At 70.5% G+C, this 14484-nt stretch carries 17 protein-coding genes; 7 read left to right on the top strand and 10 right to left on the bottom strand.

Annotated features, from left to right (window positions below; genetic code table 11):
* Window positions 1-131 precede the first annotated feature (131 nt).
* The 3 genes from ACFUJ1_RS03025 (at window position 132) to ACFUJ1_RS03015 (ending at window position 2769) form a co-directional block, all read left to right on the top strand.
* Entirely contained in the window at window positions 132-1277 is a 1146-nt protein-coding gene (locus ACFUJ1_RS03025) for an acyl-CoA dehydrogenase family protein (RefSeq protein ID WP_378641819.1), read from the top strand.
* Complete coding sequence (locus tag ACFUJ1_RS03020; RefSeq protein ID WP_378641817.1) at window positions 1261-1902, top strand: TetR/AcrR family transcriptional regulator; 642 nt, start codon at window positions 1261-1263, stop codon at window positions 1900-1902. Before ACFUJ1_RS03025 ends, ACFUJ1_RS03020 begins: the two co-directional genes overlap by 17 nt.
* Window positions 1903-2022: 120 nt before the next feature.
* Window positions 2023-2769 (top strand): hypothetical protein, encoded by a 747-nt coding sequence (locus ACFUJ1_RS03015; protein ID WP_378641815.1) that lies wholly within the window; start codon window positions 2023-2025, stop codon window positions 2767-2769.
* Here ACFUJ1_RS03015 and ACFUJ1_RS03010 read toward each other — a convergent pair whose 3' ends face one another.
* Entirely contained in the window at window positions 2770-3291 is a 522-nt protein-coding gene (locus tag ACFUJ1_RS03010) for a hypothetical protein (protein ID WP_378641813.1), read from the bottom strand.
* Between the two features lie 176 nt (window positions 3292-3467).
* Here ACFUJ1_RS03010 and ACFUJ1_RS03005 point away from each other — a divergent pair, with 176 nt between their 5' ends.
* Window positions 3468-4769, top strand: coding sequence for a TerD family protein (locus tag ACFUJ1_RS03005; RefSeq protein ID WP_378641811.1), 1302 nt, complete (start codon window positions 3468-3470; stop codon window positions 4767-4769).
* A gap of 2 nt (window positions 4770-4771) precedes the next feature.
* On the opposite strand, the gene ligD is transcribed toward ACFUJ1_RS03005, so the two are convergent.
* From ligD to ACFUJ1_RS02980, 5 genes are all read right to left on the bottom strand, one after another.
* The gene (gene ligD, locus ACFUJ1_RS03000; RefSeq protein WP_378641809.1) at window positions 4772-5776 is read right to left on the bottom strand and encodes a non-homologous end-joining DNA ligase; all 1005 of its coding nucleotides are present in this window, start codon (window positions 5774-5776) and stop codon (window positions 4772-4774) included.
* On the bottom strand, window positions 5773-6855 hold the full coding sequence (locus ACFUJ1_RS02995) for an ATP-dependent DNA ligase (RefSeq protein WP_378641807.1): 1083 nt from the start codon (window positions 6853-6855) through the stop codon (window positions 5773-5775). The genes ligD and ACFUJ1_RS02995 overlap by 4 nt, the downstream gene beginning before the upstream one ends.
* Before the next feature lie 103 nt (window positions 6856-6958).
* A complete protein-coding gene (locus ACFUJ1_RS02990; protein WP_378641805.1) occupies window positions 6959-7351 on the bottom strand; it encodes a cold-shock protein in 393 nt (130 codons plus the stop codon).
* A gap of 92 nt (window positions 7352-7443) precedes the next feature.
* The gene (locus ACFUJ1_RS02985; RefSeq protein WP_357013387.1) at window positions 7444-8070 is read right to left on the bottom strand and encodes a TetR/AcrR family transcriptional regulator; all 627 of its coding nucleotides are present in this window, start codon (window positions 8068-8070) and stop codon (window positions 7444-7446) included.
* Between the two features lie 216 nt (window positions 8071-8286).
* On the bottom strand, window positions 8287-8523 hold the full coding sequence (locus ACFUJ1_RS02980; protein WP_378641803.1) for a hypothetical protein: 237 nt from the start codon (window positions 8521-8523) through the stop codon (window positions 8287-8289).
* A gap of 611 nt (window positions 8524-9134) precedes the next feature.
* Between ACFUJ1_RS02980 and ACFUJ1_RS02975 the strand changes: the two genes are divergently transcribed.
* Together ACFUJ1_RS02975 and ACFUJ1_RS02970 are read left to right on the top strand one after the other, a co-directional pair.
* Window positions 9135-9368: a DUF397 domain-containing protein gene (locus tag ACFUJ1_RS02975; RefSeq protein ID WP_233017640.1), complete on the top strand. Its 234-nt coding sequence runs from the start codon at window positions 9135-9137 to the stop codon at window positions 9366-9368.
* 148 nt (window positions 9369-9516) lie between these two features.
* Window positions 9517-10473, top strand: coding sequence for a helix-turn-helix domain-containing protein (locus ACFUJ1_RS02970; protein ID WP_378641801.1), 957 nt, complete (start codon window positions 9517-9519; stop codon window positions 10471-10473).
* A gap of 152 nt (window positions 10474-10625) precedes the next feature.
* Here the strand turns inward: ACFUJ1_RS02970 and ACFUJ1_RS02965 are convergent, their stop codons facing one another.
* From ACFUJ1_RS02965 to ACFUJ1_RS02950, 4 genes are all read right to left on the bottom strand, one after another.
* Window positions 10626-10856, bottom strand: coding sequence for a hypothetical protein (locus tag ACFUJ1_RS02965; RefSeq protein ID WP_233017641.1), 231 nt, complete (start codon window positions 10854-10856; stop codon window positions 10626-10628).
* Between the two features lie 611 nt (window positions 10857-11467).
* On the bottom strand, window positions 11468-12121 hold the full coding sequence (locus ACFUJ1_RS02960) for an NAD(P)H-binding protein (RefSeq protein WP_378641799.1): 654 nt from the start codon (window positions 12119-12121) through the stop codon (window positions 11468-11470).
* A gap of 40 nt (window positions 12122-12161) precedes the next feature.
* On the bottom strand, window positions 12162-12623 hold the full coding sequence (locus tag ACFUJ1_RS02955) for a DUF2599 domain-containing protein (protein WP_378641797.1): 462 nt from the start codon (window positions 12621-12623) through the stop codon (window positions 12162-12164).
* A 93-nt stretch (window positions 12624-12716) separates the two neighbouring features.
* Window positions 12717-12965, bottom strand: a complete 249-nt coding sequence (locus tag ACFUJ1_RS02950) for a hypothetical protein (protein WP_378641795.1) — start codon at window positions 12963-12965, stop codon at window positions 12717-12719.
* A 282-nt stretch (window positions 12966-13247) separates the two neighbouring features.
* Here ACFUJ1_RS02950 and ACFUJ1_RS02945 point away from each other — a divergent pair, with 282 nt between their 5' ends.
* The gene (locus tag ACFUJ1_RS02945) at window positions 13248-14474 is read left to right on the top strand and encodes a lipase family protein (RefSeq protein WP_378641793.1); all 1227 of its coding nucleotides are present in this window, start codon (window positions 13248-13250) and stop codon (window positions 14472-14474) included.
* Window positions 14475-14484: the final 10 nt, after the last annotated feature.

Here is a 14484-nt window from a genome sequence, read left to right as displayed (position 1 = left end):
CTTTCTGGCGAGCGGGACAACGACCTGCCCATTCTCTCAAACGCCTCGGTGTGCTCCCGCCCACCCCGCGAGCCTTGTTGACAGCACGCCAATAGTGCTGGAATCTGGAGCGAACCGAGCGAGGAGAAGAGATGGCACGCGCCGTGTGGAGTGACGACGAGGTCGAGGCGGTCCGGGAGCTGTCCCGGACGTTCTTCGAGAAGGAGGTCGTGCCGCACGCGGAGAAGTTCGTGAAGCAGGGCCACCCGGACCGGGCGCTGTACAACCGGGCGGGGGAGCTCGGGTTGCTCTGCACCGGCATCCCCACCGAGTACGGCGGCGGCGGGGGCACCTTCGCGCACGAGGCGGCCATCATCGAGGAGCAGACGCTGGCCGGCGACGGCTCGCTCGGCATGCCGGTGCACACCTCGATCATCGCGCCCTACCTGCACCACTTCGGCTCCGAGGAGCTCAAGCGACGGGTGCTGCCGAAGGCGGCCAGCGGCGAGATGGTGCTCTCGATCGGCATGACCGAGCCGGGCACCGGCTCCGACCTGCAGAACATCAAGACCCGCGCGGTGCGTGAGGGCGACGAGTACGTGATCAGCGGCTCGAAGATCTTCATCACCAACGGCTGGCTCTGCGACGGCATCATCATCGCCGCCAAGACCGACCCGACCAAGGGCGCGGCGGGCGTCTCGCTGATCTTCGCCGAGGTGAGCGACGACACCCCCGGCTTCAAGCGCGGCCGCATCCTGGACAAGATGGGCGGCAAGTCGCAGGACACCGCCGAGCTCTTCTTCGACGGCCTGCGGGTCCCCGCCTCGAACCTGCTCGGCGAGGCCGAGGGCCAGGGTTTCTACCAGATGATGCAGCTGCTGGCGCAGGAGCGGCTCGTCACCGCGATCATCGCGGTCGCCATGATGGAGCAGGCGGTGAAGATCACCGTCGAATACACGAAGGGCCGCGAGGCCTTCGGCAAGCCGCTCTTCGCGCTGCAGAACACCAAGTTCGAACTCGCCGAGTGCGCCACGCTGGCGAAGGTCAGCCGGACCTTCCTCGACGATTGCATCGCCAAGCACCTGGAAGGGAAGCTCGATATCCCGACCGCTGCCATGTCGAAGTACTGGCTCACCGATCAGCTCGGTATCGTTGTCGATCGCTGCCTGCAATTGTTCGGCGGCTACGGCTACATGACGGAGTATCCGATTTCCCAGCTCTACACCGGTGCCCGTGTGCTGCGCATTCTCGCGGGCAGCAACGAGGTGATGAAGGATCTCGTTGCCCGCTCGCTCTGAGACCGGCACCGGGGAGGCGCCGCGCCGCCGTCGGCTGGAGCCGGACGAGCGGCGCGCGCAGATCCTGGCGTGCGCGATCGACATGTTCGGGGAGCGGCCCTACGCGGCCGTCTCCACCGCCGAGCTGGCGCAGCGAGCCGGGGTCGCGCGCGGCCTGATCAACCACTACTTCGGCAACAAGCGCGACCTCTACCTGGCGGTCGTGCGCCGGATGGTGACGCTGCCGCATCAGGACGACATGGTGGTGCCGACCGGCTCGCCGCGGGACCGGGTCGGCGCCAGCGTCACCTGGCTGCTCGACACCATCGCCGAGCACGGCAGCACCTGGGTCAAGGTCACCAGCCACGAGGGCGTCGGCGATGACCCCGAGGTCCAGCAGATCCTGGACCAGGCCGACGACGCCGCCGCGGATCGGCTGCTCTCCATGGTCGGACTCGGCGAATCCGCGCGCGGGGAAGAACTGCGCGCGGTGGTCCGCGCCTTCGGCGGGCTGGTGAAAGTAGCCGGCCGGGAGTGGATAACGCGGGGCTCGCTGGAACGTGACCAAGTCCACATTCTGCTCACGGATGTGCTGCTCACGCTGGTGACCACGACCATGCCGGAGATAGATCGGCCGCGAAAATAGCGACCGTTCCCGACCGCTTGCCGGTTTCCCCGTCGGCTATCGGGCAATAGCCCCTATTCTTCTCCGTGATCGGGGCGTTATCGGGGAACTTTCGCCGCGAGACGAGGTGAGAGGGACCAGATGGTACGGACCGAACGATGGGCCGAGGACCGCCGCGCGGAGTATCGCTACGGCGACCGCTGGAACGAGGAAGAGCGCGACGAGCGCCCCTCCGGTCAATGGCCCCGCGTCGAGGACGACGACGACGACAGCCGCGGCCCGCTGGTCAACCCGTACGCCGTCATCGCGCTGGTGGGCGCGCTGCTGCTGCTCTTCCCGATCGCGCTGGTCTTCGGGCTGATCGCCTTCGCGCACCCGCGCGGCAAGACCATGGCGGTCTTCGCGCTGCTGCTCGGCGCCGCCGAGGCCGCGGTCGTCGCCGGGCTCTTCGTGCTCGGCGGGTCGGCCTGGGACGACGTCGTCGACCGCGCGCAGAACACGGTCCGCGACACCAGCCAGACCACGGTGATGAGCCTGCCGCAGGCACCGGCCCCCACGGTGCCCGCCACCGTCGCCGTGCCGACCGCGGGCGACGCGGGCCCCGGCGCGCCGGAGCCGGTCGCGACCGTCGCGCGCAAGGGCTCCTCCTGCACCGAGGTGCCGGTCGGCGCCATCGGCACCACCGCCGACGGCGACACCATGCTCTGCCTCGGCGGCTCCGGCGGGCAGACCTGGATCGGCCCCTTCACCATCAACACCACCGTGCAGCAGCCGGGCGGGAGCTGTGACCCGAGCAAGGGCAAGTCCGCGCGCACCGGCGACAATCGGGCGCTGATCTGCGAAAACGGTTCGCGCGGTACCGTGTGGGGGCTCTGGACCAGCGAGTAGTCAGCGCGCGGTGCGCGCGGTCAGGTCGTCGAGCAGGATCATCACCTCACCCGCGCGCGGCACCACCTCGACCAGCCGCACCCGCAGCGCCCGCACCTCGGCACCGGCCAGCGGCTGCACCGGCTCGTGCCCGATCCGCTGCCACTCCCCGGAGGCGGGCACCCGGCCCAGCGGCACCTCGCAGCGCGCGCCGTCGGCGGTGACCAGATCGGCCGAGATCCGGATCTCCGCGTGCGGGGAGCGCACGTACACCCCCACCGCCGACACCACCCCGCTCGGCGCGAACGCCGGATCCGGCCGCGCCGCCAGCTCGATCTCCAGCTCGTTCTCCGCGTCCCGCACGAGCAGCACCAGCGCCCGCCGGTCCGCCCCGCGCCTGCCGTCGGCGTAGTCGACCGGCCGTTTGTCCGGCGCGCCCTCGGCGAAGGTGGTCAGATGCGTGCGGCCCGCACCCGGGCCGGCGAGCGTCCAGCGCGCGGTGTTCTCGAAGTCGTCGAGGAGCACCTCGGTGGTCTCCGGCATCGGCTGTGTCCCTTCGTCGTTCGCGGGGTGTCCCGCTCCGAACTCTAGGCGACGGCTGTCGGTCGAACAGCGGACATCGGCGAGGTATCCAGGCATTTGCTGTATCGGGATCGGCGCGCGGCGGTGTACTCGGGACGCGACAGCACCGACCGATAGCTCCGGGAACCGAGGTGGCGATGAACGTACTGGCAAAGGGCTCGAAGACCGATCTCACGGACCGCGTCTTCACGGTGACCGTCGGGCACGCGGGCGCGCCGGGCGCCGTCGATGTTGCCGCGGTGCTGCTCGGCGGTGACGGGAAGGTCCGCGGCGACGCGGATTTCGTCTTCTACAACAACCCGAAGCAGCCCGGCGTCGTGCTGCTGAGCGACGCCTCCGTCGGCATCGATCTCGCCGCTGTCCCGCCCGGCATCGACCGGATCGTGGTGACCGGCAGCACCGAGGCGCAGGGGCGGGACTTCGGCTCGCTCGGCAGCCTGACCGTGACCGTGCAGGGGCACTCCGAGGGATTCCGGTTCGTGCCCGACCGGCTCTCCACCGAGACGGTGCTGCAGGTGGTCGCGCTGTATCGGCGCAACGGCCGGTGGCGGCTCGACGCCGTCGGGCAGGGGTGGAGCCTGGGGCTGGCCGCCTTCGCGACCGAGCACGGGATCGACGTGGCGGAGCCCAAGCCGCAGCCGCAGCCGCAGCCGCAGCCGCAGCAGCCGGTGGCGGCCCCGGTCGATATGCGCAAGGTCCGGGTCTCGATCGACAAGGACTCCGCGTCGAAACAGGCCAGGATCGACCTGCGCAAGAGCGGCGGCGACCGGAGCTGGGTGCTGACCGTCGGGCTGGAGTGGGACGGCCGCGGCGCGGTGTACCAGCCGAACGGGTCGGTGCGGCGCTACGGCTCCGGCGATCTCGACGTGTACTTCTTCTGCCGCGACGAGGAGAGCGGGAAGTACGTGGTGATCAGCGGGGAGCGCGGGCACCTCGGTGGCCTCGACGCCTGGCCGTTCGTCCGGCACTACGGCGACAGCAAGGGGCCGGGCAACGGGAACCGGCCCGCGGTGGAGCAGGTCAGGGTGCTTCCGCGGGAGAACGGCGACCTGCTGGTGAACGTCTACCAGAGCGTCGACAACGGCGCGGGGGCCATAGATACCTTCGGCCGTCCCCGGGTGGCGGTCCGATACGGCAGGCCGGGGCCGGACGGGCTGCCCGGCCCGGACGCCGACGAGATCACGGTGTTCGTCGGGAACGGCATGAACTCGTACTGGGCCACCGTCGCGCACATCGACGTGCAGGACGGCATCCTCACGGTCGACGGCGAAACGCGGTACAGCGAGCCGGGCAGCGAGCACATGCCCGGCCTGGACAACCGGGGCACCTGGGTGCGCGAACCGCGCAACGGCCCGGTCGGCCGGAGCAAGTCGGCCCATCGGGGCATCGGGCTGAACAAGTACACCGGCCGCTGCCCCGACCCCACCGAGAGCTGGTGAGGCTACGCCTCCTTGCGCGCCTTGCTCGGCTGCACCCGCGGCGGCTCGTTCGGCATCTTGGGGTAGTTGGGCGGCCAGGGGGCGTCCATGAGGCCGTCGGCGAGGTCGCGCTCGGACCATTCGAGCAGGGTGTCGATGGACTGCGGGGCGCGGTCGGCCCAGGGGTCGCCGTGCTCGGCGAGCAGGGCGGGGACGGTGGCGATGGTCAGCTCTTCGGGTACGACGGTGTCCAGTGCCGCCCAGGTGATCGGGGTGGAGACCTGGGCGCCGACCTTCGGCCGCACACACCAGGCCCCGAAAACCGTTTTGTGCGGGGCGTTCTGGTTGTAGTCGACGAAGACGCGGCTGCCGCGCTCCTCCTTCCACCAGGCGGCGGTGATGGTCTCCGGGTGCCTGCGCTCGAGTTCGCGGGCGAGCGCGACGGCGGCGGCGCGCACCCGGTAGGCGTCCCAGCGCGGCTCGAGGTCGATGTAGAGGTGCAGGCCGCGCGAGCCGGAGGTCTTGACCCAGGTCTCCATGCCGAGCTCGGCGCAGAGTTCGCGGACGCGGAGCGCGGCGGCGCGCAGGTCGGCGAAGCCGATGCCGGGGGAGGGGTCGAGGTCGACCCGGAGTTCGTCGGCGATCTCCAGGTCGGGCACGTGGTGCGGCCATACGTGAAAACCCAGGCAGCCGAGGTTCACCGCCCAGAGCACGTGCGCGAGGTCGTGCGCGACCAGCGCGTCGCCGGTGGTGCCGTTCGGGGTCGCGACCTGGACGGTGTGCAGCCAGTCCGGGGCGTTGGCCGGGACGCGCTTCTGGAACCAGGATTTCCCGGAGGCGCCGTCCGGGTAGCGTTCGAGCATGAGCGGGCGGCCGCCGATGGCGCGCAGCAGCGGCTCGGCGATCGACTCGTAGTAGCGCACGAGGTCGAGCTTGGTCTCGCCGCGTTTCGTGAAGTAGACCTTGTCCGGGTTGCTGATGGTGACCGTGCGGCCGCCCGCCTCGATCTCGATTCCCTTGGTGCTCAACGGGTCTCCTCGCCGAAGATGGCGTGCAGCTCGGCCGGGGCCACCTCGTCGAGCTGGGCGTAGGTACAGGACGCCGGGGTGCGGTCGGAGCGGAAGCGGACCAGCCTGCCGCCGTGCCGCAGCCGCCCGGACTGCACGTGCTCGTAGCGCACCTCGGCGACGAGCTCCACCCGCAGCGCCTCCCAGGAAAGGTCCTTGCCGCCGGTCCAGCGGCTCACCCCGCCCGGCATCTTGCCGTCGGCGGCGGCCTGCGCGGCGGCGTCGGCCCACTCCTTCCACGGGTGCTCGGCCAAGGCGTTCTCCCGCAGCGGGGCCAGCTCGTCGACGAGTTCGCGCCTGCGGGCCGCGGTGAAGCTGCTGGCGACGCCGACGTGGTGCAGCCTGCCCTCGTCGTCGAAGAGCCCGAGCAGCAGCGAGCCGACGCCCTGCCCGTCCTTGTGCCAGCGGAAGCCGGCGACCGCGCAGTCCGCGGTGCGCTCGTGCTTGACCTTGAGCATCACCCGCTTGTCCCGCTGGTACGGCTGGTCGTCGCGCTTCACCATGACGCCGTCGAAGCCGGCGCCCTCGAAGCGGGTGAACCAGTCCTCGGCGACCTCCGGGTCGCGGGTGATCGGGGTCAGGTGCACGCGGGCGAGGGTGGTGTCGAGGATGCCCTCCAGCCTGCGGCGGCGCTCGGCGAAGGGCTGCTCGGTGAGGTCCTCGTCGCCGAGCGCGAGCAGGTCGAAGGCGACGAAGCTGGCCGGGGTCTCCTTCGCCAGCTTGGCCACCCGCGAGGCGGCCGGGTGCAGCCGGTTCTGCAGGGTGTCGAAGTCGAGGCCGTCGTCGGTGACCACCACGATCTCGCCGTCCACCACGCAGCGCGGCGGGAGTGCCGCGGCGAGCAGCTCGGCGACCTCGGGGAAGTACCTGGTCAGCGGGCGATCGTTGCGCGAGCCGAGCTCGATCTCGGCGCCGTCCCGGAACACCACACAGCGGAACCCGTCCCACTTGGGCTCGAACGCGAGCCCCGGCTCCCGCGGCACCGCGGGAGCCGTCTTCGCCAGCATCGGCCGTACCGGTGGCATCACAGGCAGATCCACGCAACCTCCTCAGTCGTACGACAGACGGCGCGACGCCGGGAAAATCGTCGGTGCGCGCTCGATCGTAGGTCCGGGGACCGACAGAACGGGGGAGGTGCGGGGCCTAACCCTCGACCCAGCCGTGCTGCTCGGCGAATTCCGTGAGGCGGTCACGGATGGTGAGGATCTCACCGGCGGTCAATGCGGGACTCGCCTCGAGCAGCAGTTCCGTCACGAGACGTTTGTGCTCATCGGCCCCGAGTGGCCCGGCGGCGCGATCGCGGCGGTGCTGCCGCGGCGCGGCGGCGGGGGCGGGGCCGGCGGCGGTGAGGTTGACGGCCTTGGGGCCGCGGTCACCCTCGGTCATGTCGAATTCGAAGACCCTGCCCTCACGCAGCTCGTCCTCGTCGAGGCCGATGTCGTTCACGTGGACGAAGACGTCGGGGCCGCCGTCCTCGGGGCGGATGAACCCGAATCCACGTGCGGCGTCGTACGACACCAATTTCCCGATGGCCACCAACTCGCTCCTCGCCCTCGCCGTGCGGCCACTGTAGCCCGCAGTGCGGGAGCGGGCCGGGGAAAGGTCCCTTTGGGCGGATGGTGCGTGGGTCAGGGTCGATAGAGCGCGCGGTAGGCGGTGATGGTGGCCACCAGGTGGTCGGTCATCTGGTCCCTGGTGGCACGCAGCGACCCGTTCAGCCAGGCCGAGAAGACCCCGGCGTTGCCGCTCGCCATGGCGACCGCGGCGAGCCTGCGCCGCACCGGGTCCGCGATGTGCGCGAAGAGGTGGTCCTGCAGCAGCCGGGTGAAGGCGGGCATGACCGCGATGGTGGTCTGCCCGAGCCCGGTGCTGGAGTACGGCTCGACCAGGAAGAGCCGGGACTTGCGCGGGTCGTCGAGCACCTTGTCGACGAGCAACTCGGAGAGCGCCCGGTCCCTGGACGGGTCGTCGGCGACGGCGAAGGCGGTCATCGGCCCGAGGAACTCCTCGGCGACCTGGCGGTAGAGCACGTCGAGCAGTTCGTCGCGGCCGGCGAAGCTCTCGTAGAAGTAGCGGTCGGTGAGCCCGGCCCTGCGGCAGACGGCCCGCATGGTGACCCCGGCCGCGCCCGACTCGCCGATCAGGTCGAGCGCCGCGTCCAGCAGACCGGCGCGGCGCGCCTCCCGGCGCTCGGTGAGCGTGGTCCCACCCCAGATCCGGGCTCCCGTGTCGTCGGCTGGTCTGTCGGTCTGCACGGCCTCACCCTAGTCGGTGCCGCCGCGCGCCCCGGTCCTGTGGCCTCGCGGCCTTCCGGCAAACCCGATCAACATACCGAACGGAAGGTTTTCGATAAATCACCGGGAATTGCGGGCCGCATTCGCCGAAGAATAGAACCGACCAGCTGGAATTGTTCTAGCCGGGTGAACATGGGAATTCGGAAAAACAGGCACGCGTGCCGAATATCGAACGGGCTACTCGTCGTCCAGTCCGGCCGAGAGATAGGCCGCCGCCGCGAGCCACTGCCGACAGCTGGGGCCGTGTGCGTCGTGCACCCGCAGCATCTCCCTCGCCTGCCGGTAGGTGAGCCCGCGCGGCTCCGAATTGCAATCCGGCACAGTCGAATCCGGCACCGGGCGCGGCGTCTGCGCGCCGATCGCGGTCGCCCCGGCGATCGCGATCCGGTGGGAGGTTCGGAATGGCTGGCTCATCTGGACCGCCCCTCACGTCTGGCTCTGGGAGGTCGACACCCAGCGGAAACGGCCCGCTGGACCGGAATGGAGATACCGCGTGCCTCCCCGACTTTCGAGGTCGAGTTTTGCATTCATCGCTTACAAATGCAAGTACATCTGTACGAACGACCAGGACCGGGGGCGGCCCTGCGCGCTGGTCTCGCCGACGGCGATCGCCCTTGTGCGTCTTGCCCTTCCGGCTCCGCCGCGCCCCGGCTGCCGGGGCGGCGCGCGCCCGGCCGAGCGGGCTCGAGCGTACCGGCGCCGCGCCGGGCGCCGCCGTGCGAGAGTGACCGGATCCGCCACGATCGCGGATCGTTTGCGGCACGGCTGTTTTCGTGTGACCCGCGGCAGACGGGGCACTCCGTGGTTGTGGCGGTGCGGGATCGGGTCCGGCAAGGGCACTTGATCGCGAGATCCGGCCTGGCAGTGACGACGTGCGGGTAAACGCCAGGTCAACGACGTTCCCCGAGAGCGCCCCCGACCGCGGCGCCCGTGCTACAGTCCGGATTGTGGGTGCAGATGCAAGAACGTTTGCGTGTGCATCTGCAAATTCTGGCGATCAGTCGTAGAAAAACAGGAGACGGCGAATGTCTGCAACATCGGTGCGTGCAACGGAGCGGCCGGCCGACGACGCGTGGAAGAAGAGCACCTTCAGCAATCCGAGCGGGAACTGCGTGGAAGTCGCGGAGACCAGCAACGGCCTGGTGGCGGTGCGTAATTCGCGGCAGCCGGACGGTGCGGTGATCTACTACACCCGCCCGGAGATCGATGCCTTCGTGCGTGGCGCGAAAGCGGGAGAGTTCGACTATCTGACCGCCTGAGCGGTAGCATTGGCGATCGGTGCGGTGTGCCCCACGGCTCGAAGGGTGTTCGGCGAGTAAGGCTGTTCGTGCAAACGAGAAAACAGCGGAAACTCGGAGCGGTGGTGGCACACTGTGGGCTATCCCCGAGTATCGGAGAAGAACCTCCATGATCGCTGAACCCGACGGCTTCGATGAAACCGACGGCATAACCGGCTCCGGCAGCCTCGACGGCTCCGCTGTCCCCGGATCGAGCGGCCGCGGCAACCCCGCCCCCGATCGCGGGCCCACCGTGCTGCGGATCGCGCTCGGTGGCCAGCTCCGGAAGCTCCGTGAGCACAAGAACATCACGCGCGAGCAGGCGGGGGAGCGCATCCGCGGTTCGCACGCCAAGATCAGCCGGCTCGAGCTGGGGCGCACCGGCTTCAAGGAACGCGACATCCGCGATCTGCTGACGCTCTACGGCGTCACCGACCGGGCGCGGCGCGACGAATTCCTGGAGCTCGCCAAGCAGGCCAACGAGCCAGGCTGGTGGCACCACTACAACGATCTGCTTCCCTCGTGGTTCGGCACCTACCTCGGCCTGGAGCAGGCGGCGAGCAAGATCCGCACCTACGAGGCGCACCTCATTCCCGGGCTGCTGCAGACCTCGGAGTACACCCGCGCGGTCGTCTCGCTCGGCTACGAGGACGCCAACACCGACCGCCGCGTCGACATGCGGATGCGCAGGCAGGACATCCTGACCCGCACCGACCCGCCGGTGGTCTGGGCGGTCGTGGACGAGGCGGCGCTGCACCGCCCGGTCGGCGGCCCCGCCGTGCACCGCGCGCAGATGGAGCACCTGATCAAGCTCGCCGAACTGCCCAACGTCACGCTGCAGGTACTGCCCTACACCGCGGGCGAGCACGCCGCCGCGGGCAGCTCGTTCAGCATCCTGCGCTTCGCCGAGCAGGAGCTGCCCGACGTCGTCTACCTCGAGCACCTGACCAGCGCGCTCTACCTGGACCGCAGGCAGGACCTCGCGCTGTACCTCTCGGTCATGGACCGGCTGAGCGTGCAGGCCGCGACGCCGGAGGATTCGCTGAAGATCTTCGCGGAGTACGCCGAGCGGGCCGACCCGCGGTAGGAGCCCTCTCCCAGACCAGCGCCGCACCGGTGGATACCGGTGCGGCGCTGGCATTTCTCCTGGCTCCGATGACTCGCGCGCGCCGGTGGGGGCGCGCGCGGGGCACCGAAGTTCTGTTCAGCTGCCGCCCGCACTCGCGCGGGCGGCGCGGATCACGGCGTCAGGCAGGTGGCGGCGATGCGCCAGAAGGTGTCCGGCTGCAGCGCCTCGACATCCCAGTCCTCGGACAGCGCGTGCGCCGTGCTGACGATGCGGTCGATGTCGAAGTCGGCGCGGGTGGCCGCCCCCGTCGATTCGACCGCGTCGATGACGTAGGCGGTCGCGGACTCCCGCGTGCCGATCATCGCTGCCTGTTGCCCGTACCGGGCCGAGAAAGTGCTCATGATCAAACCGTTCGCCGGCCCGTCGGCCAGTGCGATCCCGGCGGCGCCGTCGCGATCGCCGTGTAGTGGTGGATTCATTCGATAACCCCTTAACCTCCGACGACAGTGAACACCCGGCAACAATCGCCGGCCACTCCCTGCCGTGGCCTCCCTGTGTCCCCTGTCGAGCGTTGCGCGACCGAGTTTAGGGCCGTCCGCCTTTCAAATGCAAGCACATCTGTACATCCGCTTGGGTGTCGGAAAAACCGGCCGAAACGTTACGGACCAGTAATTACGCGTGGTAAAGGGCGTTCGGAGAGTCAGTTTTCGGTGGGCATCCGGGGGGTGCACCACGAGTCTTTCAGATTCGCGATTCCCGCGCGGCACGCCGCTGTGGCCGTAAATTTTCCGGCTGTTGAGCGGAGATCGGTGCGTATTCGCCGTTGGAGACCCGGTCGAGCGCAGGGCTGGTTCGGAAATCGAGTTATTCGGACGGTTGACCAGTTGTCCGTGGCAGTGGGTGTTCGGTATTCGCCGGGTGCGCGCCCAGCGGAATTGCCCGAAAAGGCGGCAGCCCTTTCCGCTTTATTTGCCGGGGGAAAGCCGGGCGCGCACCGATGGCTAATTCAGAGTTACCGAAGTGCGGAGATCGCTGCCGCGATCGGAGTTTCCCCGGCCACCACTTCCAGCGTCGCGCCGGCCGTTTCCGGGGCGTCCAGCAGCGCGACCAGGACCGCCGCGACGTCGGCGCGCGGGATGTCGGAGCGCCCGACCCGTTGCCCGATCGTGACCGCGCCGGTGGCCGGGTCGTCGGTCAGCCTGCCCGGCCGCAGCACGGTCCAGTCCAGGTCGCGGCCGCGCAGATCGTCCTCGGCCTGGGTCTTGGCGTCCAGGTAGGCGCGCCACACCTCGTCGGTGCCGTCGGGGGCGGGCTCGCCCGCGCCCATCGACGAGATCTGCAGGAACCGGCGCACGCCCGCCGCCTCGGCGGCGGTGGCGGCCAGCACCGAGCCGTCCCGGTCCACCGTGTACTTGCGCGCGGCCCCGCTGCCCGCACCGGCGCCCGCCGCGAAGACGACGGCGTCGGCGCCGTCGAGCGCGGCGGCGAGCTGCCCGGCGTCGGTGTTCTCCACGTCGAGCAGGACCGCCCGCGCGCCCGCGGCGGCCACCTCGGCCCCGTGCGCGGGATTGCGGATGAGCGCCACCGGCTCGTCGCCGCGTTCGCCGAGCAGCCCCGCCAGCAGCAGGGCGATCTTCCCGTGTCCACCTACCAGGACGACACGCATGGTGATCTCCTTCCGGTTTCGCCTCGCCCGGCGCCGGAGATCAGCGCTCCGGTCCGCCGGGATTACAGGCCGCCTGTACGACCGCGTCGTAGCCGACGGCCGGACGCCAGGGTTCCAGATTCCAGCTCGGCTTGTTCGGGGCGGCCAGCCGCGCCCACACCCAGTGGCAGCGGAACTGGTCGTACATGCCCGCGGTGTCGGCCTCCGGCGCGGCGGTGAGCACCTCGAGCCAGGCGCGGTTCTCGGCGCCGGGGAAGGGGGTGCGGCGCCCGGCCTCGGTGGGGAAGACGAGCAACCTGGCGCCGTCCTCGCCAGCGGTCCACTCGGTGCGCTCGATCAGCGGCTGATCGGCGTACGGGTCGACGGTGGGCAGCCCGGCCGATGGCAACTCCAGGGGCGCCGTCGTGGTGGGAATCGGGGCGACCGTCGTGGTCGGCGGGGCGGCGGCCGGTTCGTCGGCGCCGCAGCCCGCCGTGAGCGCGATCCCGGCGACGGTGAGCACCGCCGCGAAACCTCGCCGTCCACTTCTCGATACCCGCCTCGACACGCTCCGGTCCTCCCCGTTCGGCACCGGGGCGAGCCTAGCGGGTGCGGGTCAGTGCCAGAGCGAGCGGCAGGGCAGCCTGCCCAGCTCCGGGCGCACCTTGCCGTCGACGGTCACGGTGAGCCCGGCCTGCACCGCGGCGGAGGTGAACTCCCACGCCTCGGTGTGCGTGGCGGCGTACTCCAGGACCAGCAGATCGTCCGGGTTCGGCCCGTCGAAGTAGACGGTGATCCGGCGGGTGGGAACCTCCTCGGTGCCGACGAGCGGGTAGCGGGTCGCGCTGGTGACCGTGCTGTCCATGACGCCGTCTCCTTCCCGGCGCCGGAGTGCGACGCCGCCCCTCGACGGTAAATCCAGCACCATGGCCGGGAACATGTTCCGCGCGGTCGCTTGGACAACTCACAGCCCCCTCCGGGGCGGGTGTGGCGTTCTCACGAGGTGGACCAGCGGCGACCCGCGCCGGGTTCACAGCGAAATCCCCCGGCCGTTGTGACGTGTCGGTATGTTGTGAGCGCGCTGGTCGGGTGGGGGTGTTTGCGAACAATGATGGTCGGTAGCTCGGAGCAGGGGAAGGCGGCAGCCATGGGTCGGATGCGGTTCGCTCGGCGGAGTGCTCGAAGACGGGTGGCGCTCCTCGCCGCCGCCGCGCTGGGGCTGGCGCTGACCGCCGCCCCCGGCAGCGCGGCGCCGCTCTACCCGGCGCCCGACCCCGACCCCTTCTACGGCACCCCCGCCGACATCGCCGAGCTGGCGCCCGGTGCCGTGATCGCGGTGCGGCCGATGCCGGCGCTGGCCGCCTTCCCGGAGACCGCGGTCACCGTGGTGCGCTTCCGCTCCACCAGTTCCGAGGGCGCGCCCATCGCGGCCACCTCGACCGTGCTGACCCCGCGCGGGCACCGGCCGGACGGCCCACTGCTCTCGTACCAGCACATCATCAACGGCCTCGGCTCCGAGTGCTCGGTCTCCCGGGTGCTCTACACCGCGAACCCGGATCTGATGGTCAAGGAGGCGCCCGCGCTGAACGTCGCGCTGGCCAGGGGCTGGAGCGTCGCGCTGCCCGACCACCTCGGCCCGAATTTCGCCTACGGCGCCGCCAAGCTCGGCGGCATGATCACCCTGGACGGCATTCGCGCGGTGCGGCAGGTCGGCGAGCTCGGCGTCGGCGGCTCGCCGGTGACCATGGCCGGCTACTCCGGCGGCGGCATGGCGACCGCGTGGGCGGCCGCGCTGGCGCCGCGCTACGCGCCGGAGCTGGAGATCGCGGGCGCCGCGCTCGGCGGGGTGCCGATGAACCTGGTGTCGATGATGGAGCAGCTCGGCTTCGCCGCGCACCCGGTCTTCGGGCTGGCGCTGGCCGCCGGGCTGGGGCTGGAGCGCGAGTACCCGGACCGCTTCCCGCTCAGCGAGCAGCTCAACGAGCGCGGCCTCGCGGCGCGCGCGGCCATGGCGAACAGCTGCACCAACGGCATCCTCGCCGCGGGCGCGGGCCGCGGCGTCATGGACTTCGCGCGCACCACCTCCATGATCACCAGCCCCGAGGCGCGCGCGGTGGTGGAGGAGAACAGCCTCGAGCTCTACGACGGCGCCCCGACCATGCCGATCTACGAGTGGCACTCGCCGATCGACGGGCTGATCCCGATCGACGCCATCGTGCAGACCGACCGGCGCTGGTGCGCCGCGGGCACCCCGCTGCAGGCCGAGCTCACCCCGGTGCCCGACCATCTCACCGCGGCGGTGCTCGGCGTGCCCGGCGCGTTCGCCTGGCTGGAGGGCCGCTTCCGCGGCGATCCGGCGCCCAGTAACTGCTGAGGCGTGACAA

This window comes from Nocardia sp. NPDC057227, assembly GCF_042669725.1.
Lineage (GTDB): Bacteria > Actinomycetota > Actinomycetes > Mycobacteriales > Mycobacteriaceae > Nocardia > Nocardia asteroides_A.
Note: the sequence above shows the minus strand (reverse complement) of the source record. Positions and strands in the feature narration are given on the sequence as shown.

Excerpts from the sequence above, each read along its gene's own strand:
- ACFUJ1_RS03025 (WP_378641819.1), top strand. The coding sequence starts at position 132 with ATGGCACGCGCCGTGTGGAGTGACGACGAGGTCGAGGCGGTCCGGGAG.
- ACFUJ1_RS03015 (WP_378641815.1), top strand. The coding sequence starts at position 2,023 with ATGGTACGGACCGAACGATGGGCCGAGGACCGCCGCGCGGAGTATCGC.
- ACFUJ1_RS03010 (WP_378641813.1), bottom strand. The coding sequence starts at position 3,291 with ATGCCGGAGACCACCGAGGTGCTCCTCGACGACTTCGAGAACACCGCG.
- ACFUJ1_RS03005 (WP_378641811.1), top strand. The coding sequence starts at position 3,468 with ATGAACGTACTGGCAAAGGGCTCGAAGACCGATCTCACGGACCGCGTC.
- ACFUJ1_RS02980 (WP_378641803.1), bottom strand. The coding sequence starts at position 8,523 with ATGAGCCAGCCATTCCGAACCTCCCACCGGATCGCGATCGCCGGGGCG.
- ACFUJ1_RS02975 (WP_233017640.1), top strand. The coding sequence starts at position 9,135 with ATGTCTGCAACATCGGTGCGTGCAACGGAGCGGCCGGCCGACGACGCG.
- ACFUJ1_RS02970 (WP_378641801.1), top strand. The coding sequence starts at position 9,517 with ATGATCGCTGAACCCGACGGCTTCGATGAAACCGACGGCATAACCGGC.
- ACFUJ1_RS02965 (WP_233017641.1), bottom strand. The coding sequence starts at position 10,856 with ATGAGCACTTTCTCGGCCCGGTACGGGCAACAGGCAGCGATGATCGGC.
- ACFUJ1_RS02960 (WP_378641799.1), bottom strand. The coding sequence starts at position 12,121 with ATGCGTGTCGTCCTGGTAGGTGGACACGGGAAGATCGCCCTGCTGCTG.
- ACFUJ1_RS02950 (WP_378641795.1), bottom strand. The coding sequence starts at position 12,965 with ATGGACAGCACGGTCACCAGCGCGACCCGCTACCCGCTCGTCGGCACC.
- ACFUJ1_RS02945 (WP_378641793.1), top strand. The coding sequence starts at position 13,248 with ATGGGTCGGATGCGGTTCGCTCGGCGGAGTGCTCGAAGACGGGTGGCG.